This is a genomic window from Georgenia subflava (assembly GCF_009193155.1).
GTDB classification, from domain to species: Bacteria; Actinomycetota; Actinomycetes; order Actinomycetales; family Actinomycetaceae; genus Georgenia; species Georgenia subflava.
In genome coordinates, this window is record NZ_VUKD01000003.1 from 505616 (window position 1) to 532190 (window position 26575).

26 protein-coding genes are annotated in these 26575 nt (G+C 72.1%); 11 read left to right on the forward strand and 15 right to left on the reverse strand.

Annotation, left to right across the window (positions count from 1 at the left end; genetic code table 11):
• Positions 1-71: 71 nt before the first annotated feature.
• Positions 72-1298 carry a pyrophosphate--fructose-6-phosphate 1-phosphotransferase gene (locus GD748_RS12295; RefSeq protein ID WP_152195474.1) on the reverse strand — a complete coding sequence of 409 codons (1227 nt, stop codon included), beginning with the start codon at positions 1296-1298 and terminating at the stop codon, positions 72-74.
• 136 nt (positions 1299-1434) lie between these two features.
• Positions 1435-2250 carry a lysophospholipid acyltransferase family protein gene (locus tag GD748_RS12300; protein ID WP_152195709.1) on the reverse strand — a complete coding sequence of 272 codons (816 nt, stop codon included), beginning with the start codon at positions 2248-2250 and terminating at the stop codon, positions 1435-1437.
• A gap of 38 nt (positions 2251-2288) precedes the next feature.
• Between GD748_RS12300 and GD748_RS12305 the strand changes: the two genes are divergently transcribed.
• Positions 2289-2783 (forward strand): hypothetical protein, encoded by a 495-nt coding sequence (locus tag GD748_RS12305; protein ID WP_152195475.1) that lies wholly within the window; start codon positions 2289-2291, stop codon positions 2781-2783.
• A gap of 71 nt (positions 2784-2854) precedes the next feature.
• Here GD748_RS12305 and GD748_RS20330 read toward each other — a convergent pair whose 3' ends face one another.
• The gene (locus GD748_RS20330; protein ID WP_452176687.1) at positions 2855-3289 is read right to left on the reverse strand and encodes an ROK family protein; all 435 of its coding nucleotides are present in this window, start codon (positions 3287-3289) and stop codon (positions 2855-2857) included.
• Positions 3241-3792 (reverse strand): ROK family protein, encoded by a 552-nt coding sequence (locus GD748_RS20335; RefSeq protein ID WP_452176688.1) that lies wholly within the window; start codon positions 3790-3792, stop codon positions 3241-3243. The genes GD748_RS20330 and GD748_RS20335 overlap by 49 nt, the downstream gene beginning before the upstream one ends.
• Positions 3793-3949: 157 nt before the next feature.
• On the opposite strand from GD748_RS20335, the gene GD748_RS12315 reads away from it, so the two are divergent.
• The 3 genes from GD748_RS12315 to GD748_RS12325 all read left to right on the forward strand — a co-directional run bounded on the left by GD748_RS12315 (position 3950) and on the right by GD748_RS12325 (position 8193).
• The gene (locus GD748_RS12315; RefSeq protein WP_152195476.1) at positions 3950-5788 is read left to right on the forward strand and encodes an AMP-dependent synthetase/ligase; all 1839 of its coding nucleotides are present in this window, start codon (positions 3950-3952) and stop codon (positions 5786-5788) included.
• A 274-nt stretch (positions 5789-6062) separates the two neighbouring features.
• Entirely contained in the window at positions 6063-7844 is a 1782-nt protein-coding gene (locus GD748_RS12320; RefSeq protein WP_226921265.1) for a DEDD exonuclease domain-containing protein, read from the forward strand.
• Between the two features lie 70 nt (positions 7845-7914).
• Complete coding sequence (locus GD748_RS12325) at positions 7915-8193, forward strand: Lrp/AsnC family transcriptional regulator (RefSeq protein WP_152195478.1); 279 nt, start codon at positions 7915-7917, stop codon at positions 8191-8193.
• A gap of 65 nt (positions 8194-8258) precedes the next feature.
• Here GD748_RS12325 and trpD read toward each other — a convergent pair whose 3' ends face one another.
• Both trpD and GD748_RS12335 read right to left on the reverse strand, forming a co-directional pair.
• Entirely contained in the window at positions 8259-9338 is a 1080-nt protein-coding gene (trpD, locus tag GD748_RS12330; RefSeq protein WP_226921267.1) for an anthranilate phosphoribosyltransferase, read from the reverse strand.
• Positions 9335-9769, reverse strand: a complete 435-nt coding sequence (locus tag GD748_RS12335; RefSeq protein ID WP_152195479.1) for a response regulator transcription factor — start codon at positions 9767-9769, stop codon at positions 9335-9337. Before GD748_RS12335 ends, trpD begins: the two co-directional genes overlap by 4 nt.
• Before the next feature lie 378 nt (positions 9770-10147).
• On the opposite strand from GD748_RS12335, the gene ctaE reads away from it, so the two are divergent.
• The 5 genes from ctaE to GD748_RS12360 all read left to right on the forward strand — a co-directional run bounded on the left by ctaE (position 10148) and on the right by GD748_RS12360 (position 15739).
• Positions 10148-10801, forward strand: coding sequence for an aa3-type cytochrome oxidase subunit III (gene ctaE, locus GD748_RS12340; RefSeq protein ID WP_152195480.1), 654 nt, complete (start codon positions 10148-10150; stop codon positions 10799-10801).
• Positions 10802-10852: 51 nt separating this feature from the next.
• Complete coding sequence (gene qcrC, locus GD748_RS12345) at positions 10853-11632, forward strand: cytochrome bc1 complex diheme cytochrome c subunit (protein ID WP_152195481.1); 780 nt, start codon at positions 10853-10855, stop codon at positions 11630-11632.
• Positions 11629-12684: a cytochrome bc1 complex Rieske iron-sulfur subunit gene (qcrA, locus tag GD748_RS12350; protein WP_152195482.1), complete on the forward strand. Its 1056-nt coding sequence runs from the start codon at positions 11629-11631 to the stop codon at positions 12682-12684. Before qcrC ends, qcrA begins: the two co-directional genes overlap by 4 nt.
• 59 nt (positions 12685-12743) lie before the next feature.
• Entirely contained in the window at positions 12744-14471 is a 1728-nt protein-coding gene (qcrB, locus tag GD748_RS12355; RefSeq protein ID WP_152195711.1) for a cytochrome bc1 complex cytochrome b subunit, read from the forward strand.
• A gap of 641 nt (positions 14472-15112) precedes the next feature.
• Positions 15113-15739 carry a superoxide dismutase gene (locus tag GD748_RS12360; RefSeq protein ID WP_152195483.1) on the forward strand — a complete coding sequence of 209 codons (627 nt, stop codon included), beginning with the start codon at positions 15113-15115 and terminating at the stop codon, positions 15737-15739.
• A 268-nt stretch (positions 15740-16007) separates the two neighbouring features.
• Here the strand turns inward: GD748_RS12360 and GD748_RS12365 are convergent, their stop codons facing one another.
• The 6 genes from GD748_RS12365 to GD748_RS12390 form a co-directional block, all read right to left on the reverse strand.
• A complete protein-coding gene (locus tag GD748_RS12365; protein ID WP_319593315.1) occupies positions 16008-16448 on the reverse strand; it encodes a cytochrome c oxidase subunit 4 in 441 nt (146 codons plus the stop codon).
• Positions 16445-18220, reverse strand: coding sequence for an aa3-type cytochrome oxidase subunit I (gene ctaD / locus GD748_RS12370; RefSeq protein WP_152195484.1), 1776 nt, complete (start codon positions 18218-18220; stop codon positions 16445-16447). The genes GD748_RS12365 and ctaD overlap by 4 nt, the downstream gene beginning before the upstream one ends.
• The gene (gene ctaC, locus GD748_RS12375) at positions 18220-19110 is read right to left on the reverse strand and encodes an aa3-type cytochrome oxidase subunit II (protein ID WP_193312928.1); all 891 of its coding nucleotides are present in this window, start codon (positions 19108-19110) and stop codon (positions 18220-18222) included. The genes ctaD and ctaC overlap by 1 nt, the downstream gene beginning before the upstream one ends.
• A gap of 347 nt (positions 19111-19457) precedes the next feature.
• On the reverse strand, positions 19458-20429 hold the full coding sequence (locus GD748_RS20215; RefSeq protein WP_152195485.1) for an FKBP-type peptidyl-prolyl cis-trans isomerase: 972 nt from the start codon (positions 20427-20429) through the stop codon (positions 19458-19460).
• A 112-nt stretch (positions 20430-20541) separates the two neighbouring features.
• Complete coding sequence (locus GD748_RS12385; protein WP_152195486.1) at positions 20542-20895, reverse strand: HesB/IscA family protein; 354 nt, start codon at positions 20893-20895, stop codon at positions 20542-20544.
• A 197-nt stretch (positions 20896-21092) separates the two neighbouring features.
• Positions 21093-22370 carry a glycerate kinase gene (locus GD748_RS12390; RefSeq protein ID WP_152195487.1) on the reverse strand — a complete coding sequence of 426 codons (1278 nt, stop codon included), beginning with the start codon at positions 22368-22370 and terminating at the stop codon, positions 21093-21095.
• A gap of 93 nt (positions 22371-22463) precedes the next feature.
• Between GD748_RS12390 and GD748_RS12395 the strand changes: the two genes are divergently transcribed.
• On the forward strand, positions 22464-22817 hold the full coding sequence (locus GD748_RS12395) for a DUF4333 domain-containing protein (RefSeq protein ID WP_152195488.1): 354 nt from the start codon (positions 22464-22466) through the stop codon (positions 22815-22817).
• 76 nt (positions 22818-22893) lie between these two features.
• Here the strand turns inward: GD748_RS12395 and GD748_RS12400 are convergent, their stop codons facing one another.
• Entirely contained in the window at positions 22894-24255 is a 1362-nt protein-coding gene (locus GD748_RS12400; protein WP_152195489.1) for a dipeptidase, read from the reverse strand.
• An 86-nt stretch (positions 24256-24341) separates the two neighbouring features.
• Between GD748_RS12400 and GD748_RS12405 the strand changes: the two genes are divergently transcribed.
• Complete coding sequence (locus GD748_RS12405) at positions 24342-24926, forward strand: DUF3043 domain-containing protein (RefSeq protein ID WP_152195490.1); 585 nt, start codon at positions 24342-24344, stop codon at positions 24924-24926.
• Positions 24927-24996: 70 nt separating this feature from the next.
• Here GD748_RS12405 and GD748_RS12410 read toward each other — a convergent pair whose 3' ends face one another.
• Both GD748_RS12410 and GD748_RS12415 read right to left on the reverse strand, forming a co-directional pair.
• Entirely contained in the window at positions 24997-26031 is a 1035-nt protein-coding gene (locus tag GD748_RS12410; RefSeq protein ID WP_152195491.1) for a quinone-dependent dihydroorotate dehydrogenase, read from the reverse strand.
• Positions 26032-26093: 62 nt separating this feature from the next.
• Entirely contained in the window at positions 26094-26564 is a 471-nt protein-coding gene (locus GD748_RS12415; RefSeq protein WP_152195492.1) for a hypothetical protein, read from the reverse strand.
• Positions 26565-26575: the final 11 nt, after the last annotated feature.

Sequence of the window (26575 nt, forward strand, 5' to 3'; positions counted from 1 at the left end):
CAGGATAGGTCCCGCCGACTGGTGAGACGGACGCCGTCCAGGGAGCGGGCCGGGCACCCCGGACAAGTCCGTCAGTGCGCGGCCTTCTCGGCAGCCACGACGTCCTGCCCGATCCCGGACATGAGGTCGCCGAACCAGTCCTGGGTGATGTCGAACGCCTTGCCGCCGGCGATGCGCGGGAACTCGATCGCTCGCAGCCGGTCCTCGTTCTCCTCGTCGTGGCCGATCACGCCGGAGGTCCCCTCGAACGCGGACTGCACCGCCAGGTCGGTCATCGACTGGATCAGGCGCAGGTCCTGCGCGTTGGCCCGCGAGGAACGCGAGAAGTAGCCGGACTTCTGCACCATGACCTTCTCGGCGCCGATGAGCTCGGCGAACTGCTCGGCGAACCACTTGCCGGGGTTGATCTCGTCGAGGCGGACGTGACCGAACGGGTCGCGCTCGACCACCTCCCCCTTCGCCTCGAGCTCGGCGATGATCTCCGGCACGCCGGCACCCTCGGAGAGGAAGATGTTGACGTTGCCGACCGTGTCCATCACGCCCCGCAGACGCTCCGCCTCCGCGGCGATGTCGATCTTGAGCTCGGGCAGGAAGACCGCGTGGATGTCCCAGCGCTCCTTGCTCAGGCCGATGCTCGGCACCCACTCCTGCGTGTCGAGCCACCCGCGGTAGGACTTGGCGGCCGCCGCGGTGAGCCAGCCGCAGTGCCGGCCCATGACCTCGTGGACGATCAGCTGGCGCGGCCCGGAGCGGTGCTCGCCGAGAACGTTCTGCGCGAACTCGCTGGCCTCCTCGGCGGCGGTCCAGGCGCCGAGCGACTGCCGGATCGGGACGATGTCGTTGTCGATCGTCTTGGGCAGGCCCACCACTGTGAGGTGGTAGCCGTTCTCCTCCAGGTACGCCGCGAGGTCGGCGGCGGTGGTGTTCGTGTCGTCGCCGCCGATGGTGTGCAGCACGTCGACGCCGTCCGTCCGCAACTGCTCGGCCGCGACGGCCAGCGGGTTCTCGCCCTCCTTGACCAGCCCACGCTCGACGAGATCCTTGGCGTTTGTGAGCTTGACGCGCGAGTTGCCGATCGGGCTGCCGCCGAAGCGGTGCAGGATCCCGGCACGCCGGCGCGCCTCGTCGTCGACGACGACCTTCGTGCCGGTCAGGAGGCCGTGGTAGCCGTGCTGGTAGGCGATGATCTCCACCTCGGGGGCGATCTCGGTGTAGCGCTCGATCAGGCCGCCGACGGCGGAGGACAGGCAGGGGGCGAAACCGCCCGCGGTGAGCAGGGCGACACGACGGACCGACATCGAGAACCTTCCGTTGAGCTCTTCAGCTGCGCCGCCGACGGGTGCCGGCGGGCCGGGCCGATCCCCCACCGTCCGGCGGTGCCGGCCCGCACCCATCCTAGTTGTGGTGGTCGGGGCGCCAGGCAGGCGGTCCGCGTCAGGCGGTCGGTGGGGCCGCCGTCGTCTCCGGCTCGGGCTCAGGGACGACGTGCGGGGGCACGGGACGCCCGCCCGGCGCGCCGACGGGTGACGTCGCCGTCACGGTCGGGGGCTCGCCGCGGCCGGCGTCCTTCCGGCCAGCCTCCTTCTTGGCGGCGGCGATCCGGTTCTTCATGGTGGCCGCGTAGACGTCGACGTACTCCTGCCCGGAGAGCCGCATCAGCTCGTACATGATCTCGTCGGTGATCGCCCGCAGCACGAAGCGGTCGTTCTCCAGCCCCCGGTACCTGCTGAAGTCCAGCGGCCGGCCGACGACCACTCCGATGCGGTGCATCTTCGGGATCCGCTTGCCGATCGGCTGGGCGATGTTCGTGCCGATCATGGCGACCGGGACCACCGGCGCTCCGGACTCCAGCGCGAGGCGGGCGACGCCCGTCTTGCCGCGGTACAGCCGGCCGTCCGGGCTGCGCGTGCCCTCGGGATAGATCCCGAACAGGCCGCCCTCGCGCAGCCGTCGCAGCCCGGTCTGGAGCGCCGCCTCGGACGCCTTGCCGCCGGCCCGGTCCACCGGGATGGTGCCGACGCCGCGCATGAACGCCGCGACCAGCCTGCCCTTGATCCCGGTGCCGGTGAAGTAGTCCTGCTTGCCCAGGAAGACGACCTCGCGCGGGATCATCAGCGGCAGGAAGAACGAGTCGATCACCGCGAGATGGTTGGAGGCGAGGATCGCCGGACCGGAGGCCGGGATGTGCTCGGAGCCGCGGATCCACGGCTGGTAGAAGACGCGCAGGATCGTCCCGAGGGTCGCCTTCATCAGCCGGTAGAACACACGATCACTCTAGAGTGATCGGCATGGCCGGACCTACCCGCGACGAGTCCCCCGACGGCGACGACGCCCCCGGGGACGCCCTCGACGACGCCGCGGTGGACGCCCGCTGGGCGGAGCTGACGGCCGCGCTCGGCGAGCTGCGGATGCCCGAGGCGCCCGAGCCGGAGGTGGGCGCCGCCGAGTCCGCCGACCGACCGGTCCACCGCCCGGCGCCGCCCGGTCCGCGCGACTACTCGCCGGAGGACGACGACGAGGACGACCCGGCCTCGGGCATCGACGGCTTCGAGGCACCCGACCCGGGGCCGCTGGACCACACCGACCCGGCGCTGACGCTCGGCTGGGTCGGCGTGGTGGGTTCCGTCGTCGTCGGCCTGCTGCTGGCGATCTTCTGGTCCCCCGTGCCCACGCTGGTGCTCGTCGGGCTCGGCGCGGCCCTGGTGGGCGGGGTCGCGCTCCTGCTGTGGCGGATGCCTACCGAACCCGACGACAGCGGTCCCGGGGACGGCGCCGTCGTCTGACCCGGGGGCGGCGGCGCAGTCCCCGGTCGGGCTCGGCCGGCACCGCTCCGGTGCCGGCCAGGTCGGCCCCGTCAGTGACGGGCGAGGTCCGCGGCGCCGACCATCCCTGCCTCGTTGCCCAGCTCGGCCTGCTCGATCGTCAGCTCCCCGCGGAACCCCCGGGCGGTGAGGTTGCGCCGGAAGGACTCGCGCGCCGGCTCGAGCAGCAGGTCGCCGGCGGAGGCGACCCCGCCGCCGACGACGACGAGCTCGGGGTCGACGATCGCGGCGAGGTCGGCGATGCCGGCGCCGAGCCAGGTGCCGAGCTCGCGGAAGAGCTCGACGGCGAGCGGGTCGCCCGCCCGGGCCGCCTCCGTCACGTGCGGGCCCCTGATCTTCGCGCCGGGGCCGCCCGCGGCCTCGACCAGCGCGACGGCCCGGTCCGGGTACGCCACCGCCGCGGCGCGGGCCGCCCGGGTCAGGGCGCGCCCGAGGCGTACATCTCCCAGCAGCCCTCGTGGCCGCACCCGCAGTAGTGCCCGCTCGGCACCATCTCCATGTGGCCGATCTCCCCCGCGGCCCCGAATGCGCCCCGCAGCAGGCGCCCGTCGGCGATGATCGCGCCGCCGAGGCCGGTGCCCACGGTGGCCATGACCATGTGCTCGACGTGCCGGCCCCGCCCGAAGCGGAACTCGGCCCAGCCCGCGGCGTTCGCGTCGTTCTCGACGACCATCGGCAGGTCGATGCCGTGCGAGAGCCGCTCCCGCAGCGGGTAGTCGCGCCAGGCGATGTTGGGGGCGAAGACCACGCCGTCGCGCCGCGGGCTGATGTAGCCGGCCGCGGCCACCCCGACGGCGCCCACGTCGTGGCCGTCGCGCAGCTCCGCCACGGCGGCGATCACCGCCGCCTCGATGGCCGCGGGGTCGGTCGGGTCCGTGTCGTGGCGTGTCTGCGCCCTGAGCGTGCCGTCCTCGCCCACCACCCCGGCGGCGATCTTCGTCCCGCCGATGTCCACACCGATCGCGTCCATGACCCCTCGTTCGTCGTCCGTCCCTGGCGTCGATCCTCGCGCCCACGGTCGCGAACCGCCCGCGCGCCGCGCCGATCCGTGCCACTCTGCCGATAGTCTGGGCCCCGCGGGCACCCGGACCGCCGCGCGGACACCCCCCACTGCCGATGGAGACAGCATGGAAGAGTTCACCACCCCCCGCCGCGTCGAGGTCGACCCCTCGCGCAGCATCACCGACTACCTGGTCGACCACGCCCGTGAGCGTCCGAACCAGGTCCTCTACGAGGAGAAGGTCGGCGAGACCTGGGTCCGGCACGACGCCGCGTGGACCCTGGCCCGGGTGGAGGAGCTCGCGAAGGGGCTCGTCGCCAGCGGCGTGGCGCCCGGCGACCGGGTGGGGATCATGTGCCGCACCCGCCTGGAATGGACCCTGCTCGACCTCGCCGCCTGGCACGCCGGCGCCGTCCCCGTGCCGATCTACGAGTCGTCGTCGCCCTCGCAGGCCCACTGGATCCTGTCGGACTCCGACACCGCGATCGTCTTCGCCGAGACCGCGGACAACGCCGCCGTCGTCGAGCAGGCACGGTCCGAGGACGACGGCCTGCCCCACCTGCGCGAGGTCCTCACGATCGACGACGGCGCGCTCGACACCCTCGCCGAGCGCGGGCGGGACGTCTCGGACGCCGAGCTCGCCGCCCGCCACGACGGCGTCGGTCTGGACGACCTCGCGACGATCATCTACACCTCTGGCACCACCGGGCGTCCCAAGGGCGCGGAGCTCACCCACGGCAACTTCGTCCTGCTCAGCGTCGAGGCCGTGGACGCCCTCGCGGTCGTCGTGCAGCCGGCGAACGCGCGGACCCTGCTGTTCATCCCGCTCGCCCACGTCTTCGCCCGGTTCGTGGAGGTCCTCGTCCTCGTGGCCGGCAAGCCGATGGGGCACACGCCGGACACCAAGCAGGCGGTCGCCGACTTCGCGACCTTCCGGCCGACGTTCATCCTCTCGGTCCCGCGCGTGTGGGAGCGGGTCTACAACGGTGTGGAGGCACGCACCGGCGGTGGGCTCAAGACCAAGATCTTCCGGTGGGCGGCCAAGGTCGCCATCAGCTACTCGCGGGCGCTGGACAACCCCGCCGGCCCCTCGGCCGCGCTCAAGGCCCAGCACCGCGTCGCGGACAAGCTCGTGCTGTCCAAGATCCGCCACGCGCTCGGCGGTCAGGCGCAGTACGCCGTCTCCGGCGGTGCGGCGCTGGGTGAGCGGCTCGGCCACTTCTACCGGGGCGTGGGCCTCATCGTCCTGGAGGGGTACGGCCTGACGGAGACGACCGCGCCGACGAACGTCAACCGCCCCGAGAAGGTCAAGATCGGCACGGTCGGCCCGCCCCTGCCCGGCACGTCCGTGCGGATCGCCGAGGACGGGGAGATCCTCACCAAGGGCATCCCGGTCTTCCGCGGGTACCACAACAACCCCGAGGCGACGGCGGAGGCCTTCGACGACGGCTGGTTCCGCACCGGTGACCTGGGCTCGATCGACGAGGACGGGTACCTGCGGATCACCGGGCGCAAGAAGGAGATCATCGTCACCGCCGGCGGCAAGAACGTCGCGCCGGCCCCGCTCGAGGACTCGATGCGGGCGCACCCGCTCATCTCCCAGTGCGTGGTCGTCGGTGACCAGAAGCCCTTCATCGGCGCACTGATCACCCTCGACGCCGAGATGCTGCCCGGCTGGTTGTCCAACCACGGCAAGGAGGCGATGACGGTGGAGCAGGCCGCGCGCGACGAGTTCGTGCGCGAGCACCTCCAGATGGCGGTCGACCGGGCCAACGCCAAGGTCTCCCGGGCGGAGTCCGTGCGGGCCTTCCACGTCCTCGACGAGGACTTCACCGTCGAGAACGGCTACCTGACCCCGTCGCTGAAGGTGAAGCGCAACCTCGTCCTCGCCGACTACGCGCAGACCGTGGAGGAGTTCTACGCCGGCGCCGCCGCGTCGCGCGCCACGGGCGCCGGCGCCGCCTGACGCCACGCTCCACCGCGGGCCCGGAACGTCGACGCACGTGCCGGGCCCGCGGTGCGTCCGGCGGCACCGCCGCACCCGGACAGGTGGGCTCCGACCGGCCGCACGACGGCGCTTCCGCCCGGCCCGCACGACAGGTGCGCTTCCGACCGGCCCGCACGACAGGTGCTCCGCGACCGGCCCGCGTGCCGAGCGGTGCTCGGCCACCGCAGCCACGGCGGAGGCGCTGGCGGGTCGCTCAGCCGATATGTGGGTGCCCGCCCGTACTGTCGCGCCCATGGCCAGCACCACCCTCCTCGACGCCGCACCCGGCGCCCGGCTGAGGCTCGACGACGTCACCCGGGCGGCCGACGGTCGGGGCGTCCCGGTCCAGCTCGGCCTGGACGAGATCGGGACCCCGCTCCACGAGGTCACGTTCGTCGTCGTCGACCTGGAGACGACCGGCGGCTCCCCCGCCGGCTCGGAGATCACGGAGATCGGCGCCGTCAAGGTCCGCGGCGGGGAGGTGCTCGGCGAGTTCCAGACGCTCGTGAACCCGGGGCTAGCGATCCCGCCGATGATCACCGTGCTGACCGGCATCACCAACGCGATGGTGATGGCGGCGCCTCCGATCACCGAGGTCCTGCCGGCCTTCCTCGAGTTCGCCGGCCTCGGCCACGGCACCGTGCTCGTGGCGCACAACGCCGGCTTCGACGTCGACTTCCTGCGGCACGCGACCGAGCGGATGGACCTGGAGTGGCCGCGCCCGCAGGTCCTGGACACCGTCGCCCTGGCCCGACGAGTCGTCACCCGGGACGAGGCGCCCAACCACAAGCTGAGCACCCTCGCCGCGCTCTTCTCCACCGCCGTCACCCCCGACCACCGGGCCCTGCACGACGCCCGCGCCACCGTCGACGTCCTGCACGCGCTGCTCGGACGGGTCGGCCCGCTGGGGGTCACCCACCTGGAGGACCTGGCCACCGCGACGGACCCGGTCCCAGCGCGCCGACGCCGCAAGGTGAGCATGGCCGACGGCCTGCCCGACACCCCCGGGGTCTACCAGTTCGTCGGCCCGGGCGGCGAGGTGCTCTACGTCGGCACGGCGGTCAACCTGCGCCGCCGGGTCCGCCAGTACTTCACCGCGGCGGAGAAGCGTGCCCGCATCGGCGAGATGCTCGACATCGCCACCGGGGTGCGCACCGTCCCGTGCGCCACCGCCCTGGAGGCCCGTGTGCGCGAGCTCCGCCAGATCGCCGAGCTCGACCCCCCGTACAACCGCCGGTCCCGCCGGCCGGAGCGGCGGCCGTGGCTGCGGCTGACCGACGAGGCCTTCCCCCGCCTGAGCGTGGTGCGCCGGGTGCCCGCCACGGACCTGCACCGAGCGCTCGGCCCGTTCAGCAGCCGGGGCTCGGCAACCGCCGCGATGGAGGCGCTGCAGGAGATCGCCGGGCTGCGACGGTGCACGCCGCGGCTTCCCGCAGTCCCGCGGGCGGGGGCCAACGCCTGCGTGCTCGCCGAGATGGGTCGGTGCGGGGCGCCTTGCACCGGTGGGCAGGACGGCCGCGCGTACGCCGTCGCCATCGCGCCGGTGCGGGCCGCGCTGGCGAGCGACGTCGACCAGGCCGTGGCGACCATCCGGGAGCGGATCGCCGGGCTGGCCGCGCAGCAGCGCTACGAGGAGGCCGCCACGGAGCGGGACAGGCTCCGCGCCCTGCTGCAGGGCGCCCGCCGCACCGAGCGGCTGCGACCGCTCGTCACCACCCCGGAGATCGTCGCGGCCCGCCGGCGCGACGAGGGCGGCTGGGAGATCGTCCTGGTCCGCCACGGTCGCCTGGCCGGCACGGCCGTGAGCCCGCACGGCGCGGACCCCATGGCAGTCGTGGCGTCGCTGCGGGCCGGCGGCGAGGCGGTGCCACCACCCGCGGACGCCTGCGGCGCCGCGCCGGTCGAGGAGAGCGAGCTCGTCGCCGACTGGCTGGAGCAGGCAGGCGTGCGCCTGGTCGACGTCGTGCCGGGACCCGAGCCGCTGGCGTGCCCGGTGCGCGGGGCTGCGCGACACGAGGTGCCCGGCAGGGGATGATGTGCGTGCACCGGTCCTCCCCCGCCCGCCGGCGGGCCACGGATCACCCCACCGCCGAGGAGACCAAGACATGCTGACCGCCATCGTGCTGATCGACGCCGACGCCGCCCGGATCCCCGAGGTCGCCCAGGAGGTGGCCGAGCTGGACGGCATCAGCGAGGTCTACTCCGTCACCGGCGACATCGACCTCATCGCCCTGGCGCGGGTGGCCCAGCACGAGGACCTGGCCAAGGTGGTGGCCGACAAGCTCGGGAAGGTCGAGGGCGTCGTCCGGACGCAGACGTACATCGCGTTCCAGGCCTACTCGCGCCACGACCTCGAGCAGGCTTTCCACATCGGGCTGGACTGAACGAGCGGCCCGGGCGGGCGAGGGCCGTCGCCGTCTGGGCTTGCGAGATGGACGCGAACGAGGCCCTACCGCGTGAGGGCCACCCAGCGCTCCAGGAGCCCGGTGGCCGAGCCGGAGTCGACTGACCGGGCCGCGTGGTCGAGCCCGGACCGGAGCCGCTCGACCAGCGGGCCCGCGGTCGCTTCCGTCCCCGGCAACGAGGCCTCGGCCACGAGCGCCGCCGCTGCGTTGAGCAGGACCGCCTCGCGCACCGGCCCCGGGTCACCGGCGAGCACGCCGCGGGCGACACCGGCGTTGTAGCCGGCGTCCTGACCGCGCAGGTCGGCCACGGTCGCCGCGGCGAGGCCCAGCTCGCCGACGGCGTCGAGGGTGTGCTCGACGACGGCGCCGTCGCGGACCTCCCACACCTCGTTGATGGCGGTGGCGCTGAGCTCGTCGAGGCCGTTGCGGCCGCGGAACACCAGCGCCTGCGTGCCGCGCCCGGCGAGGACGCCGGCGACCAGCGGCGCGGTGCGGGCGTCGGCGACGCCGATCGCCCCGGCGCGCGGGCGGGCCGGGTTGGTCAGGGGCCCGAGGACGTTGAAGGCGGTCGCGACCGGCAGCTCGCGCCGCGTGGGGGCGGCGTGGCGCATCGACGGGTGGAAGAGGTTGGCGAAGCAGAACGTGATGCCGACCTGCTCGAAGACCTGCTGCACCCGCGGGATCGGCAGGTTCAGGTCCACCCCGAGGGCCTCGAGCACGTCCGCCGAGCCCGAGGACGAGGTGGACGCACGGTTGCCGTGCTTGACGACCCCCACACCGGCCCCGGCGATCACGAGCGAAGCCATCGTGGAGATGTTGACCGTGTGCATCCGGTCGCCACCGGTGCCGACGATGTCGACGACGTCGCGCGAGACCGTGATCGGTTCGGCGTGCGCCAGCATCGCGTCCGCCAGGCCGCGCAGCTCGTCGACCGTCTCGCCCTTGGTGCTCAGGCCCACGAGGAAGCCGGCGAGAATGACGGGCGTGGTCCGGCCGGTCATCACCTGGTCCATCACCCAGCCCGTCTCGGCCGCGCTCAGGTCCTCCCGATGCACCAGCCGGGCGATGAGGTCCGACCACGTGGGTGCCGCGTCGCCGGGCACCACGGTCTCCGTCGCGCTCACCGTGCCTGGCGTGCGCGCAGGAGTGCGGCCACCGCCTCCTGCAGGGCGACGGGGTCCAGCGGTGCCTGGACGACGGCGTCCGCGTCCGCCCACACCGCGAGCCAGGCGTCCTGGGGGCGGGCGGTGAGGATCAGCACCGGCGGGCAGTTGTAGATCTCGTTCTTGAGCTGGCGGGAGACGGCCATGCCCCCGACCTTGCCGGTCTCGCCGTCGAGGACCAGCAGGGCGAAGTCGCCCTCCTCGACCTTCTTCACCACTCCGGCGTGCGTGGCCGACTCCGTCCAGCGCACCAGCGGCAGGCCCTTGCCGGGTCGCCTGCCCACTGCGGCCATCACGGCCCGGCGGGTGTCGACGTCGTCGCTGTAGATCAGCAGGTCGACCGTCTCCGCCTTGTCCGCCGTGCGGGCGGTGCCGATCTCGGTGGTGGCCATCGTCGTCCTCCAGGGCAGTGGCACGACCGGCGTGGGACCGGGCGTGGGGAATCGGTGCACGGACGGTGCGGTGACCCCGCCGTCCTTTCCCGTCATCGTAGTGCTGACCCCGCCCCGTGGTGGAACCGCCCGCCCGTCGAGCGCGTTGGACGAGGTACTCCCGCCCTGCGGGCACCCGGTGCACCTCGTCAGGGTGATCTCGGCCACGTCCGGGACGCCGGATGCCGACATTTCCGGCGGATCCGGCACCGGGCACGCCGGAACCGGCCGCACCCGGGCGGGACCTTTCGGCGGAACGGCGCTGGATGGTCGGCCGGCCACGGACTCGCGCACGGACTAAGTGGCCAGATCGGGGTCGACCTGCGCCATAATGACAGCGTGTCGTCATCTACTGCTGCCCCGAGCACCTCCGTCGTGCAGGTGACCAGGCCGAACACGCTGTCGGTCGGGGTCATCGTCTGGCTGTCCAGCGAGCTGATGTTCTTCGCGGGCCTCTTCGCCATGTACTTCACGCACCGCTCGGTCGCGGGGCCGGAGGCGTGGGCGGAGTCGTCCAGCGTGCTGAACTTCCCGTTCGCCCTCGTGAACACCACGATCCTGGTGCTCAGCTCGGTCACCTGCCAGATGGGCGTCTTCGCCGCCGAGCGCTTCCAGGGGCGCCGGACCGGGTCGCTGCTCAACGTGGCGCGCTGGGGCATGCAGGAGTGGTACACGCTGACCTTCATCATGGGGTCGGTCTTCGTCGCCGGTCAGGTCACCGAGTACGCCGAGCTGATCCAGCACGGCATGACGATCTCGGCGAGCACCTACGGCTCGGTCTTCTACATCACCACCGGTTTCCACGCGCTGCACGTCATCGGTGGCCTCGTCGCCTTCCTGTTCGTCCTCGGACGCTCGTTCACCGCCCGCAAGTTCGGGCACCTGGAGGCCGGCAGCGCCGTCGTGACCTCCTACTACTGGCACTTCGTCGACGTCGTCTGGATCGGTCTCTTCTTCATCATCTACGTCCTGGACTACGTGCTGGTCCAGTAAGTAGCCCGTCAGCTTCCCCTAACCGCTCCGACCCGAACGAGGACGTCCATCGTGAAGGCACTCGCCGCAAGCAGGAGAAGCCGGTACGCACCGGCCGTGCTCCTGCTGCTCGCCCTGATCCTGACCGGCGCGCTGTACGCCGTGCTGGCCCCCAAACCCGCCACCGCCACCACCGGCGACACGGCGGACGTCGAGGCCGGTGCCGCGCTGTTCCGGGCCAACTGCTCCACCTGCCACGGCCTCGAGGCCGAGGGCACCGACCTGGCGCCCTCGCTCATCGGCGTCGGGGCCGCCTCCGTGGACTTCCAGATGGCCACCGGCCGCATGCCGATGGCCAACAACTCCCCGCAGGCCGAGGCCAAGCCGCCGCAGTTCGACGCGGAGCAGATCAGCCAGGTCGCCGCGTACGTCGCCTCCCTGGCCCCCGGCCCGGCGATCCCGGACGCCGACCAGGTCGACCCGGCCGGCGGTGACCCGGTCAACGGCATGGCCCTCTTCCGCACCAACTGCGCCATGTGCCACAACGCCGTCGGCGCCGGCGGTGCGCTGAGCGAGGGCAAGTACGCGCCCGCGCTGTACGACTCGACCCCGACCGAGATCTACGAGGCCATGCTCACCGGCCCGCAGTCGATGCCGGTCTTCAACGAGGCGAACATCGACCCGCAGGGCAAGCAGGACATCATCGCCTACCTCGTGGAGCAGCGCGAGACCTCCGTCGGGGGCATCACGCTCGGCTCGCTCGGCCCGGTCGCCGAGGGCCTGTGGGTGTGGATCGTGGGGATCGGCGGCCTCATCGGCGCCGCCGTGTGGATCGGAGCGAAGTCGTCGTGAGCACTGAGCAGCACCTCGCGCCCCCTGCGGCGCAGCAGCCCGAGCTCTTCGAGAACCCGGGGCTCGAGGAGCACCGCGGCCGGCTCTCGGACAAGGACCCGAGGGCCGCCAAGCGGGTCGAGCTCCAGATCGCCATCCTCTTCGGCATCTCCGTCCTGGGCTCGATCGCCGCCGTGGTGGGGTACTTCGCGATCCCGCTCGACAGCACCCTGGGCAACGTCCGCCTCTCCAACCTCGTCCTCGGGGTCGGGCTCGGCCTGGGCATGCTCGGCATCGGCGTGGCGGCGATCCACTGGGCCAAGTCGCTGATGTCGACCGTGGAGTACATCGAGGAGCGACACCCCCAGCGCTCCTCCGACGAGACCCGCGCCACCGCCGCCGCCATGATGAAGCACGGGGTCGAGGACTCCGGCATCGGGCGTCGACCGGTGCTCAAGGGCGCCGTCGCCGGCGCCGCCGCGCTGGCCCCGCTGCCGTTCCTGGTCCCGCTCGTCGGCAACCTCGGCGACGACTGGAACGTCAGCAAGTTCCGGCACACCCTCTGGGGCGAGACGCCGGAGGAGTTCTCCGGCCAGCTGCCCGACGGCGGTCTCGGCCGCCGGCTGGCCATCGACCCGACCGACACGCCGATCCGGGCCGCCGACGTCACCATCGGCTCGGTCTTCCACGTCATCCCGCACGGCCTCAACGAGGCGGAGCACTTCTACGAGGAGAAGGCGAAGGCCGTCGTCCTCCTGGTGCGGCTCGACCCGACCCTGCTGAAGGAGCCGGACAACCGCAAGGACTGGTCCTACGAGGGCATCGTGGCGTACTCGAAGATCTGCACGCACGTCGGCTGCCCGGTGGCGCTGTACGAGCAGCAGACCCACCACCTGCTGTGCCCGTGCCACCAGTCCACCTTCGACATCACCGATCAGGCCAAGGTGGTCTTCGGGCCGGCCAAGCGTCCGCTGCCCCAGCTGCCGATCGCCGTCGACGACGAGGGCTATCTCGTCGCCCGCAGCGACTTCGACGAGCCGATCGGCCCGAGCTACTGGGAGCGTCTGAAGTGAGCATCTCGTCCACCGCACCCACGGCGTCACCGTCCGGCGAGTACAAGCCCTCCAAGGCGATGGGCGCCACCGCCGACGTCCTGGACAGCCGGGTCGGCATCGCCGGCGTCGTGAAGTTCATCTCGCGCAAGATCTTCCCCGAGCACTGGTCCTTCCTCCTCGGTGAGATCGCGCTGTGGAGCTTCGTCGTGCTGATCCTGACCGGGATCTTCATGACGATGTTCTTCGAGCCGTCGATGACCCACACGACCTACCCCGAGGACGCCCTCCCGGTGTCCCACCAGGGCATGGAGATGTCCGCGGCCTACGCCTCGACGGTCTACATGTCCTTCGAGGTCAAGGGTGGTCTGCTCATGCGGCAGATGCACCACTGGGCCGCGCTGCTGTTCATGGCGGCGATCGTCACCCACGCCTTCCGGATCTTCTTCACCGGCGCCTTCCGCAAGCCGCGCGAGATCAACTACCTCGTGGGCTTCACCCTGATGATCCTGGGCCTGGCCGCGGGCTTCTCCGGCTACTCCCTCCCCGACGACGTGCTCTCCGGCAACGGCCTGCGCATCGCCGACGGCGTCGCCAAGTCGATCCCGATCATCGGCTCCTACGCGAGCTACGGCTTGTTCGGCGGCGAGTTCCCCGGCACCGACATCATCCCCAGGCTGTTCACCGTGCACATCCTGCTGGTCCCCGCCGCCATCGTCGCGCTGGTGACCGTGCACCTGATCCTCATGGTCGTGCACAAGCACACCCAGTACCCCGGTGTCGGCCGGTCGAACAAGGTCGTGGTCGGCTACCCGGCGTTCCCGGTGTACGCCGTCAAGATGGCCGGCTTCTTCTTCATCGTCTTCGGGTTCCTGGCGATGATGGGCGCCTTCATGGCGATCAACAACGTCTGGAACTACGGCCCGTACGACCCCTCCCCCGTCTCCGCCGGCGCGCAGCCGGACTGGTACATGCTCTTCCTCGAGGGCTCGCTGCGGCTGATGCCGGGCTGGGAGATCGTCATCGGCGGCTACACGCTGTCGCTGAACATCCTCATCCCCGGCGTGGTCATCCCGGGCCTGCTGTTCACCTTCCTGGCCCTGTACCCGTTCATCGAGGCGGCCGCGACCAACGACCGGCGCGAGCACCACATCCTCGACCGCCCGCGCAACGTGCCGGTCCGGACTGGCCTCGGCGTGGGTTATCTGACGGCGTTCGGCATCCTCGTGCTGGCCGGGTCGAACGACCTGATCGCGACGCACTTCGACCTGTCGATCAACGACATCACCTGGGCGTTCCGGATCCTGTTCTTCGTCGCCCCGGTCGTGGCGTTCATCGTGACGAAGCGGATCTGCCTCGGCCTGCAGCGGCGGGACCGCGAGCTGGCCCTGCACGGGCACGAGACCGGCCGGGTCGTCCAGCTCGCCAACGGCGCGTTCATGGAGGTACACAAGCCGCTCACCGACGAGGAGCGCTGGATCCTCGTCGCCCACGAGCCGCACCGCCCGATCGAGATCGAGCCCGCGACGGACCGGAACGGTGTGGACCGGCCCGGGTACCGGATCGACGCGGTGCGGCAGAAGCTCTCGCAGTTCTTCTACGAGGACCGTGTCGAGCCGGTCACGCCGGCCGAGCTCGCGGCCGCCGGGCACCACCCGCAGATCGAGGAGACCGGTCACCACGCCGAGGGCATCCACGGTGGCGCGGTGGCGCTGGACCACTTCCCCACGACCACGCACGGCAGCGGCGACGAGGAGTCGGCCCGCGGCGGCTCCGTGGCCACCCTGGCACGGTCCGAGCGGCGCTGACCCGGCAGACGACGCGACGCTCTCCCGGCGACGGCCGGCCCTACCCAGGGCCGGCCGTCGTCGTTCGGTCGGTGGTCCTGCCCAGGGCCGGCCCTCGTCGTCGTTCGGTGTGGCCCTACCCAGGGCCCGCCCTCGTCGTCGTTCGGTCAGGACGGTGGCTCGCGGCCGTCGGGTCCGCCGCGCTCACTGTAGGCATGTGTCGCGCCCACTGTCGGAGCACAGGTGTGGTGAGGATTCGGTGCGGATGCTGCACCGAAACCTCACCACACTTCTGGTCGCGCATGTCCTCACCACACCCGCGCCCCCCCATCGCGCATGTCCTCACCACACCCGCGCCCCCCATCGCGCATGTCCGCACCACCCCCGCGCCTCTCATCGCGTATGTCCGCACCACCCCCAGCGCCTCTCCTCACCTCCGCGCCACCTCTTCCGCTCACCGCGCACGTCCCGGCAGCCGGTGAGCGGTCGTCCGAGCGGGATCCTCGCGGCGCGCCGACCCCCTGGACGCGCCCGCCACAGTCTGGACGAGCGGGAACAGAAGCGGACGGATTAGGTTGGACCATGTGAGCGGGTTCATCCCCGATCGACCGAGCAACGCGGTGCCAGCAGCGGCACCGCCCGAGACGCCAGGAGGACCATTCATGGCCGTGTACACGCTCCCCGACCTTCCCTACGACTACAGCGCGCTCGAGCCGCACATCAGCGGCAAGATCATGCAGCTGCACCACGACAAGCACCACAAGACGTACGTGGACGGCGCCAACACCGCGCTGGAGAAGATGGCCGAGGCGCGCGAGAGCGGTGACCTCGGTGCGGTGAACCTGCTCGAGAAGAACCTCGCCTTCAACCTCGGCGGTCACATCAACCACAGCATCTTCTGGAAGAACCTCTCCCCCGAGGGCGGCGGCGAGCCCGAGGGCGAGGTCGCCGAGGCCATCAAGGACTCCTTCGGGTCCTTCGACGGGTTCGTCAAGCACTTCACCGCGAACGCCACCGGGATCCAGGGCTCCGGGTGGTCCGTGCTCGCGTACGACTCGGTCTCCGGCAAGCTGGTGATCTTCCAGCTGTTCGACCAGCAGGGCAACGTGCCGGTCGGCACCATCCCGCTGCTGATGCTGGACATGTGGGAGCACGCGTTCTACCTCGACTACCTCAACGTCAAGGCCGACTACGTCAAGGCGTTCTGGAACATCGTGAACTGGCAGGACGTCGCCGCGCGCCTGTCGGTCGCGACCAGCCAGGCCGGCGGGCTCATCGTCTCCGCCTGAGCGCTGTCGACCCCGTGACGCGGCGGGACGGCCCGGAAGCCCTCAGGAGCGCCTGAGACGCGGTCTGCGCCCCGCACCGCCGCCGTTCGACCGTCAGCCCCCGGACCCTGAGGTCCGGGGGCTTCGTCGTGCCGGTGCGGGTGCGACGCCACCCTCAGGCGTCGGGCAGCACCGTGCCGCCCGCTCGTCGTCGTGCCGGGCCAAGGACGGCGAAGGGCCCGGACATCGAGATGTCCGGGCCCCTCTCCTCGTCGGCCGAGGTGCCTGCTCAGTGCACGTGCTGCCCGCGGGAGAACTCGAACAGCTGGCCGACGAGACCGACGATCCCGACGGCGAAGCCGAGACCGGTCATCCACCAGCCGATCGCGATGCCGGCGAACGCCAGCGTCACGGCGACCCCGAGCACGAGGGGCCACCAGCTGTGCGGGGAGAACACCCCGACCTCGCCGGCCCGGTCCTCGATGTCCGCGGTGGGGGTGTCCTCCGGCCGGATGTCGATGCGCCGGGCCGTGATCCACATGTAGCCGCCGGCGAGGGCGAACATGCCGCCCAGGAGCAGGAAGCCCACCGTGCCGACCGCCTCCCAGTCGGCCACGTAGCCGTAGATCAGGCCGATCGGTACGAAGAACGCGACGCCGGCACTGAACAGCCACGCCTCGACGCGCAGCGGCTTCACCTGCTCCGGAACGTCACCGTGTCCGTGACTCATCGCTGGGTCCCTTCCTCGTCGTTGCGCTCGACGCGCTGCTGCAGCACCTGCTGGCGGCCCTTGGCCTCCGGGCTGGCGTAGAGCGAGTCGAGCAGGTCGCGGTTCGGCTCGGGGTGATCCATCGCCGCGACCTCGGGGTGGTGCAGGTCGAACGCCGGGCGCTCGGACCGGATGCGCGGCAGCGACGTGAAGTTGTGCCGCGGGACCGGAGAGGCCGTGGCCCACTCCAGGGAGTTGCCGAAGCCCCACGGGTCGTCCACGAAGACCGTGCGCGGGCCGCGCTGGGTGACGTAGACGTTCCACAGGAACGGCAGGGTGGACAGCGCGATGATGACCGCGCCGACCGTGGAGATCTGGTTGTAGAGCGTGAAGCCGTCCTCGGGCATGTAGTCCGGGTAGCGGCGCGGCATGCCCTGCACGCCCAGCCAGTGCTGGACGAGGAACGTGGTGTGGAAGCCGATGAACAGCAGCCAGAAGTTGATCTTGCCCAGCCGCTCGTCGAGCATCCGGCCGGTCCACTTCGGCCACCAGAAGTAGAAGCCGGAGTACATCGCGAACACCACGGTGCCGAACACGACGTAGTGGAAGTGGGCGACGACGAAGTAGGTGTCGTGCACCTGGAAGTCCATCGCCGGGCTGGACAGGATGATCCCGGTCAGCCCGCCGAACAGGAACGTCACGAGGAAGCCGAGCGAGAACAGCATCGGCGTCTCGAACGTGAGCTTGCCGCGCCACATGGTGCCGACCCAGTTGAAGAACTTCACGCCGGTGGGCACCGCGATCAGCATGGTCATCAGCGAGAAGAACTCGAGCATCACCCCGCCCGTGGTGAACATGTGGTGCGCCCACACGGTCACCGACAGGGCAGCGATCGCGATGGTCGCGAACACCAGGCCCTTGTAGCCGAACATCGGCTTGCGGGAGAAGACCGGGATGACCTCGGAGACGATCCCGAAGAACGGCAGGGCGATGATGTAGACCTCGGGGTGGCCGAAGAACCAGAACAGGTGCTGCCACAGCAGCGCACCCCCGGCCTCCGGGTTGAAGACCTGGCCACCCAGGGACCGGTCCACCACCATGCCGAAGAGCGCGGCCGCCAGCACCGGGAAGGCCATCAGCGCGAGGATCGAGGTGATGAGGATGTTCCAGGTGAAGATCGGCATCCGGAACATCGTCATGCCCGGGGCGCGCATGGTGATGATCGTCGCGATGAAGTTCACCGAGCCGAAGATCGTGCCGAAGCCGGTCATCGCCAGGCCGAGGACCCACAGGTCGCCGCCGAGTCCCGGTGAGAACGTCGCGTTCGCCAGCGGGAAGTAGGCGGTCCAGCCGAAGCTCGCCGCACCCTTCGGGGTCAGGAAACCTGCGACGGTCACCAGGCCGCCCAGGGAGAACAGCCAGAAGGCGAACATGTTCAGCCGCGGGAACGCGACGTCCGGCGCACCGATCTGCAGCGGCACGAGGATGTTGCCGAACGCCGTGAACAGCGGCGTCGCGAACAGGAACATCATGATCGTGCCGTGCATCGTGAACAGCTGGTTGTACTGCTCCATGGACTGCAGCAGCATGCCCGGCTCGAAGAGCTCGGCGCGCACCAGCAGCGCCATCAGCCCGCCGACCATGAAGAAGATGAAGGCGGTGATCAGGTACATGTACCCGATGACCTTGTGGTCCGTGGAGGTGATCCACGAGACGATGATCCGGCCCAGGCTCTGGCGCTGGGGGCGCAGCCCGGGGACGACCTCCGGTGCGGTCTCGACGGTGGTCGCCATCAGTTCAGGTCCTCCTCAGCGACGTGGTACTGGCGGTTGAGCTCGTCGCCCTGGCGCCCGGTCTGGCCGGCCTCGCGCAGCGCGGCCATCTCGTCGTCGTAGGTCGCACGGTCGACGACCTCGACGTTGAAGAGCATCTCGGAGTGGAACTCGCCGCACAGCTCGGCGCACTTGCCCGAGTAGGTGCCCTCGCGCTCCGGGGTCACCTGGAAGGTGTTCGTGCGGCCGGGGATGAGGTCCACCTTGTACAGGAAGGCGGGGATCCAGAAGGAGTGCGCGACGTCGCGGGACTTCAGCGTGAACTCGACCGTCTCGTCCACCGGGAGGTACAGGGTCGGCAGGGTCTCCTCGACGCCCACCTCACCGGTGAGCTGGACACGCTCGCCCGAGAAGTAGACGTCGTCGCTCAGGTAGTTGAAGTCCCAGCTCCACTGCTTGCCGTAGACCTCGATCTCGACGTCCGGCTCAGCACTGACGTCCTGGAACTCGCCCGTGACCTTGGTGGAGAAGAAGAACAGGACACCGATCATGAGGATCGGGATGACGGTGTACATGAGCTCGAGCGGCACGTGGTAGCGCAGCTGGACGGGGAGCTGGTCGTCGTTCTTGCGCTTGCGGTAGACGACGATGCACCAGATGGTCAGGCCCCACACCACGGCACCGACGGCCAGCGCGGCGATCCAGGAGCCGTTCCACAGGTCGATCAGGCCGCCCGTGCGGTCGGTGATCCCGTGGTCGCTGGGCAGGAAGCCGACGTCGACCCCCTTGCCGGGCTCGCTGGGGAACTGGTCCGCCGGCGCGCAGGCGGCGACGACGAGGGCCACCAGGCCGGCGAGCGCGAGGGATCGCACGACGGGGCGCCTGCCCTGGTTGAGAGACGGGGTACGCACGGGATTGACCTTCCGACGCGGTGCTGTGCTGAGTCCTACGGGTGGAGATCTCCGGCGCCTGCGGCCTGCGCCGTCGCCCGGTGGCGCGCGCAGAGCCAGGACCGTCGTCCTCCGCGCTCACCCTACCGGTGAACCCGGCGCGAGGACGCCCACGCTCGCCGGTGCGGACGTCGGATGTTGACGGATCGTCAGATCGATCGTGGCGGATCGTCAGGTCGATCGTGCCGGATCGTCCGATTTGTCCGTCACGTCCGCGACGCGGGTGTGCGGCACGCCACAGCCCCGGCGACCGACACCCGTGACGGGCACCGGACCGGGGCTGTGCCGGACCTGTCGTACTGCGGCGGTCAGCCGGCCTCCGGCGCGGGGACCGCCCCGAGGATGTCGACCACGGCGGCCACGGAGGGCTGGGCCTCGGCGGTGTCGGTGGCGGGGGCGCCGGGCACCAGGAACGCGACGCGGGACCCGACGGGGATGTCCGCGAGGAGGTCGAACACCGTGCCCTGGCCGATCGGCACGGCCGTCGCGCCGCTGGTGGCCCACGTGGAGGACTGCTGGCTGTTGTCCCACAGCGACTCGGCGAACTGCACGACCACCGACGCGCCGGCGGTGGCCGGCACCGGCTCTCCGGTGCCGGTGGCCAGGGTCTCCACGACCGGCTCCGTGGGCTCCGGGGCGCCCTCCTCGACCGAGATCGTCGCGGGCTCGCCGAGCCCGCCCTCGATGATCACCGGGAGCTCGGGTGCCGGCTCCACCGGGACGGCGTCGGCCTGCCCGTTCGCGTCCGGCGCGAAGGTGTCGACGACGTCGACGACGAACACGAGGGTGTCCCCCGGCTGGATGACGTCGCCCGACGGCGAGTCGCCGTAGCCGAGCTCGGCGGGGATCGACAGCAGCACCCGGTCGCCGACCTGCGTGCCGGTCAGCCCGTCCTTCCAGCCCTGGATGACGTTGTTCAGGCCGAACCCGGTGGCCGCGCCGCGCTCGAACGAGCTGTCGAAGACGTCGCCGTCCCAGACCTGGCCGTGATAGTTCGCCACCACGTAGTCGTCCGGGCCGACCTCCGTGCCGTCGCCCTCCTCGAGCACCTCGACCTGGAGGTCGGCGGGCGCACCGGTGCCGGGGAAGGTGATGGTCGGCTCCTCGCCGAACGCACCCTCCACGGTGGGCAGCTCGGTTCCGGCGGGGGTGGCCTCCGCCGCGGCGGTGCTGGTCTCCGCGCCCTCGGTCGGCTCGTCCTGCGCGCCACCGGAGCACGACGCGAGAGTGAGGGCCGCGGCGGCGGCGAGGGCGGTCAGGACGGTGGGGCGACGACGCACAGAGAGCTCCAGGCAGGTGCAGGTTCAGGAAGGTGGGACCGGGCAGAGCGACGGCCCCGGCCGGTCGGGACCGGCGCGGGGCCGCGCGGGCGAGCGGGGCTCGCCGGACCGATCAGTGGAAGGAGTCGCCGCAGGCGCAGGATCCGCCGGCGTTCGGGTTGTCGATCGTGAAGCCCTGCTTCTCGATCGTGTCCGCGAAGTCGATGGTGGCACCCTCGAGGTAGGGCACGCTCATCCGGTCGACGATGACCTCGACGCCGCCGAAGTCGCGGACCGCGTCACCGTCGAGGAGCCGCTCGTCGAAGTAGAGCTGGTAGATCAGGCCCGAGCAGCCGCCGGGCTGCACGGCCACCCGCAGACGCAGGTCGTCGCGGCCCTCCTGCTCGAGCAGGGTCTTGACCTTGGTGGCTGCGACGTCGGTCAGCTCCACGGCGTGCGTGGTGATCTGCTCGGTGGTCTCGCTCATGGGTTTCTCCGCTTCGTCGTGGGACGGCCGTCTGAGATGACAACTCGGCCGGGCGCCGCCTTGTTCCTGATGCAGCGTACGTCTTCGCGGTGCGGTTGTGCACGGGGCGCCACCTGTTGTCGCGCTCACGCGCGGCTGGTCGTGCGTGTCGTGCACCGGGGGTGCGCGGTCCGTCAGGCGGTCCGTCAGGCGGCCGGTCAGACCGACCAGGTCCGCGCGACCCGCACCGCGCGCGCGGCCAGCGCCTGGGGCAGGTCGCTCGCGGCGGCGCCGTCGACCGCCTCCTCGACGTGCGTGTCGGGCCCGGGCTGCGTCACGCGCACGGCGGTCCGACGACGGTCGCGCACCTCGTAGGTCCCGGAGATGCCGAGCGGGGCGATCTCGCGCCTGCTGGTGCGCACCTCCTCCGCCACCACGACGACGGGCAGCGCCAGCGGCAGCGCCTGGCGCGCGACGGTGGCGACGACCGACTCGGTGAGGCTCGGCGCGTCGAGGATCCTGGCGCCGGTCACCACCAGGTCGGCCTCGGCGACACGGCTCCGCAGGTCCACGGCGTCGGCGACGACCTCGGCACCGGGCAGGTGACGGGCGCCGAGCAGCTGGAGCATGAAGCCGGTCCCGCCGCCGGCCCCCGAGCCGGGGCTCCGCGCCGGGCGCGCGGCGGTGCGGGCGTGGCTGTGCCCCGCGCCGCCGGCACCCGAGAGGGACAGGCCCGCCCGCGGCGCCGGCAGGACCGCCGCGCGCTGCTCGAGCAGGTCCGTGGCGTGCCCGAGCGCGCGCTCGAGCTCCTGGGCCAGCACCGGCCCCACCGCCGGGTCGTTGCCGAGCAGCGCCCCGGCGCCGTGCAGGCCGAGCAGCGGGAGGTCGTCGGCGACGGCGAGAACGACGTCGAGGTCCTCGAGCCACGCGCGCACCGCGTCGAGCACCTCGACGTCGGCGGGAGCGAGTGCGCCCAGACCGGCGGCTCCGCCACCGAGGACGTCGCCGGGCACGGTCGCGCCGGCCTGCTCGGCGAGCGCCGCGAGGAGGCCGGTGCCGCCGTCGTGCACGGCGCTGGTGCCGGCCAGGCCGACAACGATCCGGCGCGCGCCGGTCGCGCGCGCAGCGGTGAGGAGGTGGCCCACGCCCGCGCTGGTGCCGGTGCCGGCGGCCCGCGCCCGGTCCTGTCCGCGCACGAGGTGCGCGCCGATCACCTGGCCGGTCTCGACGTAGGCGGTGCCGCCCGCCGTGCCCGGTACGTGGAGGACGGCGGCGGGACCGGTCTCGCCCAGGGGGCCCGGCGCGGCCACGGTGACCAGCTCGCCGCCGCGGGCCGCGGCGACGACGTCGAGCAGTCCGCCCGAGCCGTCGGACAGCGGGAGCTGCGTGACTGTGTCGTCGGGGGCACCGGCGTGCCAGCCGTCGGCGAGCGAGGCGGCGGCCTGGACGGCGGTCAGGTTCCCGGTGAACCGGTCGGGGGCGAGCAGGATGTGCACCCGTCCATCATCGCCGACCGACGTGCCGCGCCCGCACCCGCGCCTGTGGGACGATCAGCCGTCCACGACCCGTGCCGCACCGAGGAGCCAGCGATGAGGCGACCTGCCGACTTCCGCCGCCCGGGAGCACTGCTCGTCCTCACCGGCGCAGCCGTCCTCCTGCTCACGGCGTGCGGCGCGCAGCAGGTGGAGCCGATACCGGCCGACCTCGTCGCGGAGCGGATCGCCGACGCGCTGGAGGAAGAGGTGGGTCAGCGTCCGGTCATCGAGTGCTCGGAAGAGCTGCCCGCGGAGGTAGGGGCCGAGGTCGTGTGCGACCTCACCACCCAGGTGGACCCCGAGACGATCTACCCGGTCACGGCGACCGTCACCGCCGTCGACACCGACACGGGCGAGGTCGACTTCGACGTCGTCGTCGCCGACGCGCCGGCCGGCAGCGAGGGCTGAGCCGGACCGAGGCGACGGCGCAGTCGCAGCGCGCCTGCGCCGGCCGGCTCGGACCTTCCGGCTCACACCAACCGGCTCAGACCTGGCCGCCGAGCCGGGCGAGCAGCAGCGCCTCCGCCAGGACCACCCGCTCCAGCTCGCCGAGGTGCACGGACTCGTCCTCGCTGTGGGCGCGGGAGTCGGGGTCCTCCACCCCGGTGACGAGGATCTTCGCCTGCGGGAAGACCTCCTGGAGCTCGGAGATGAAGGGGATGGACCCGCCCACGCCGATGTCGACCGGCTCGTGGCCCCAGGCCTCGGCGAAGGCCCACCGCGCGGTCCGCATCTCCGCCGTGTCCTCGGTGGCGTCGAACGCCTGGCCGCGCTCCCCCGGTGTGACGGTGACCTGTGCGCCGAACGGGGCGTGGGCGAGGAGGTGCTCGTGCAGCAGCCGCTCCGCCTCGGCCGGGTCCTGGCCGGGTGCGATGCGCATGGAGAGCTTCGCCCGGCACACCGGCGCGATGGTGTTGGAGGCGTGGGCGACGTCGGTCGCGTCGATGCCGATGACCGAGATGGCCGGCTTGGTCCACAGCCGGGCGGCGAGGGCGCCCGTGCCGGCCATGCGGTAGCCGTCCACGACGGCGGCGTCCGCGCGGAGCTCGTCCTCGGGATAGTCCACGGCCGCCTCGTCCTGCGCGACGAGGCCGGCGACGGCGACGTCGCCCGCGTCGTCGTGCAGCGTGGCCACCAGGCGTGACATCAGGGTGACGGCGTCCAGGACCGGGCCGCCGAACATGCCGGAGTGGACGGCGTGGCCGAGGACCCGGACCTCGACCTCGCAGTCGACCAGTCCGCGCAGGGAGGTCGTGAGCGCCGGCACGCCCACCTTCCAGTTGCTGGAGTCCGCGACGACGATGACGTCGGCCGCCAGCCGGTCCCGGAACGTGCGCAGGAACGGGGTGAAGGTCGGCGAGCCGATCTCCTCCTCACCCTCGACGAAGACGGTGACGCCGACGCCGAGCTCGTCCCCGAGCACCCGGAGCGCGCCGACGTGCGCCATGATCCCGGCCTTGTCGTCGGCCGCGCCGCGCCCGTACAGGCGCTCCCCGCGTCGCGTGGGCTCGAACGGGTCGGACGTCCAGCCGGCCGCCTCGCCCGGGGGCTGGACGTCGTGGTGGGCGTAGAGGAGCACCGTGGGCGAGCCGGCGGGCCCGGGCCGGTGCGCGACGACGGCGGGACGGCCGGGCTCGCCGTCGGGCACCTCGACGGAAAGGACGTCGACCTGGGGCATGCCGACCCCGCGCAGGAGCGCGGCGACGGCCTCGGCGCTCGCGCGCACGTGGGCCTGGTCGAACGCGGACGCGGACACGCTGGGGATGCGTACCAGGTCCTCGAGGTCGGCACGCACCTGGGCGAATGCCTCGTGGGTGCGGTGGGCGAGGGTCTCGACGGTGATCACGAGGGCGAGGTTACCGATGCCGTCCCCCTGCCGGGCAGCGGCGGGCGGGGGCTGGGCGGCGCCTCGATCGGCGTTACCCTGCTGGGGTGATCGGACGTCGTAAGAGCACCCCCGTCGAGCCCGAGCCGCAGCCCGTCGAGGAGGTGGCCGCGGGCAAGGGCCGGCCCACGCCCAAGCGCAAGGAGGCCGAGGCGCGCAACCGTCGCCCCCTGGTGCCGGACGACCGCAAGGAGGCCAAGCGGATCGCGCGCGAGCGGCGCAACGACGCCTACATGCGCCAGCGCGAGGCGATGAACACCGGCGACGAGCGCTACCTGCCGATGCGGGACAAGGGACCGGTGCGCCGCTACGCCCGCGACTACGTCGACGCCCGCTGGTCGATCGCCGAGTTCTTCATGCCGCTCGCGCTGCTGATGATCGTCGCGATGCTCTTCGCGGGCTCCTACCCGCAGCTCGCCAACGCCCTGGTGCTCGGCATGTACGGCATCCTGCTCGTCGCCATCGTGGACTCGCTGATCATGGTCCAGCTGCTCAAGCGCAAGCTGCGCAAGAAGTTCGGAGCCGACCAGATCCCGGGTTGGACCGGTTTCTACGCGTTCGGGCGCAGCTTCTACTTCCGGCGGATGCGCCAGCCCAAGCCGCAGGTCAGGCGGGGCGAGTACCCGGCCTGACGCCGCCTGCTCAGGTCGGCGAGTCCCCCGTTCGGGCCGGCGAGGCCCGCTCAGGCCGGCGAGGCCCCGCTCAGGCCGGCGAGGCCAGTGCCCGGTTCATCCGGCCCGGCCACGCCGGCCCCTGGTAGATGAAGGCCGAGTAGGCCTGCAGCAGGTCTGCCCCTGCCGCCACCATGGCGCGGGCGTCGGCCTCCGTGCTGATGCCGCCCACCCCGATGATCGTCGGCCCGGGACCGAGCTGCGCCCGCAGACGCCGGACGACCGCGAGCGAGCGCGTCCGCAGGGGCTCGCCCGACAGGCCGCCGGGACCGAGGTCGTGCCCGATCGTGGTGTTGGTCGCCACCACGCCGGCCAGGCCGAGCTCGAGAACGAGAGCGGCGACGGCGTCGATGTCGGCGTCGGCGAGGTCCGGGGCGATCTTCACGAAGAGCGGGACCGCACGTCCGGCGGCGGCGTCCGCCGCGTCCTGCACCGCCGTCAGGATGGGCCGGAGCGACTCCACCGCCTGCAGGTCGCGCAGCCCCGGCGTGTTCGGGGAGGAGACGTTGACGACGAGGTAGTCCGCCCAGCGGGCCACCGCGCGGGCGCTGGTGGTGTAGTCGGTCACGGCCTCCGACAGCGGGGTGACCTTCGACTTGCCGATGTTCGCGCCGACGACGACCGCGCGTCCCCGGCGGGTCGCCCGCAGGGCCCGCAGCCGCTCCCCGGCCGCCGCCGCGCCGCGGTTGTTGAAGCCCATCCGGTTGCGCAGCGCCCGCAGCTCGACGTGCCGCCACAGCCGGGGACGGTCGTTGCCGGGCTGCGGCAGCGCCGTGACCGTGCCGACCTCGACGAAGCCGAAGCCGAGCATGTCCATGCCGAGGACCGTGTCGGCGTCCTTGTCCATCCCGGCCGCGAGACCGAGCACGCCGGGGACGGGCCGCGCGAGAGGGCCGCCGTCGTCGACCGACGGGACCGTGCGTGCGGGACGCCGCCCGAGGGTGGCGCGCACGGCGTCGGAGAGCACGGGCACGCGGGCGACGGCGCGGATGAGCCGCATGGCGCCCAGGTGTGCGCGCTCCGGGTCGAGACGGACGGCGAGCGCGCGGAAGAGCAGGGGATACACGCCGCGAGCCTACCGGCGCGCCGGCAGCGTCCTTCCGGCCGGACCGGTGCGCGCCCGGGGGTTCAGGGCCGCTCGGAGCGCGCCGACACGCGTGCCGGGCTGGAGTGCCAGAGCCAGGCGATGCCGAGCAGCGGGAGCACGGCCGGGACGTAGCCGTAGCCGCTGCCGAACTGCGACCACACGGTGTCGTCGGGGAACAGGTCCGGCTGCAGCAGGCTGAGCGTGCCCACCGTCACCACGCCCAGGAGCTCGAAGACGACGGCGAACCAGCCCGTGCGGCGCATGCGCCGGCCGTTGTGGGCGAGCGCGATCGTCGCCACCAGGTAGACGGCGCCGGCGAGCGCGGAGAGGGAGTACGCGAGGGGCGCCTCCGCCGCGTGGGTGAGCAGCTGCACGCTCGCCCGGGCCGTGGCGGCGACGGCGAATATCCCGTAGACCAGGATCAGGACGCGCCCGAGGCCGTAGGCCGGGCGGCGGGTGTCCGTCGTCGGCGTGGTCACGACCCGTTCGTGGGTGGTGCCGGAAGTGCTCATCTCGTCCTCCC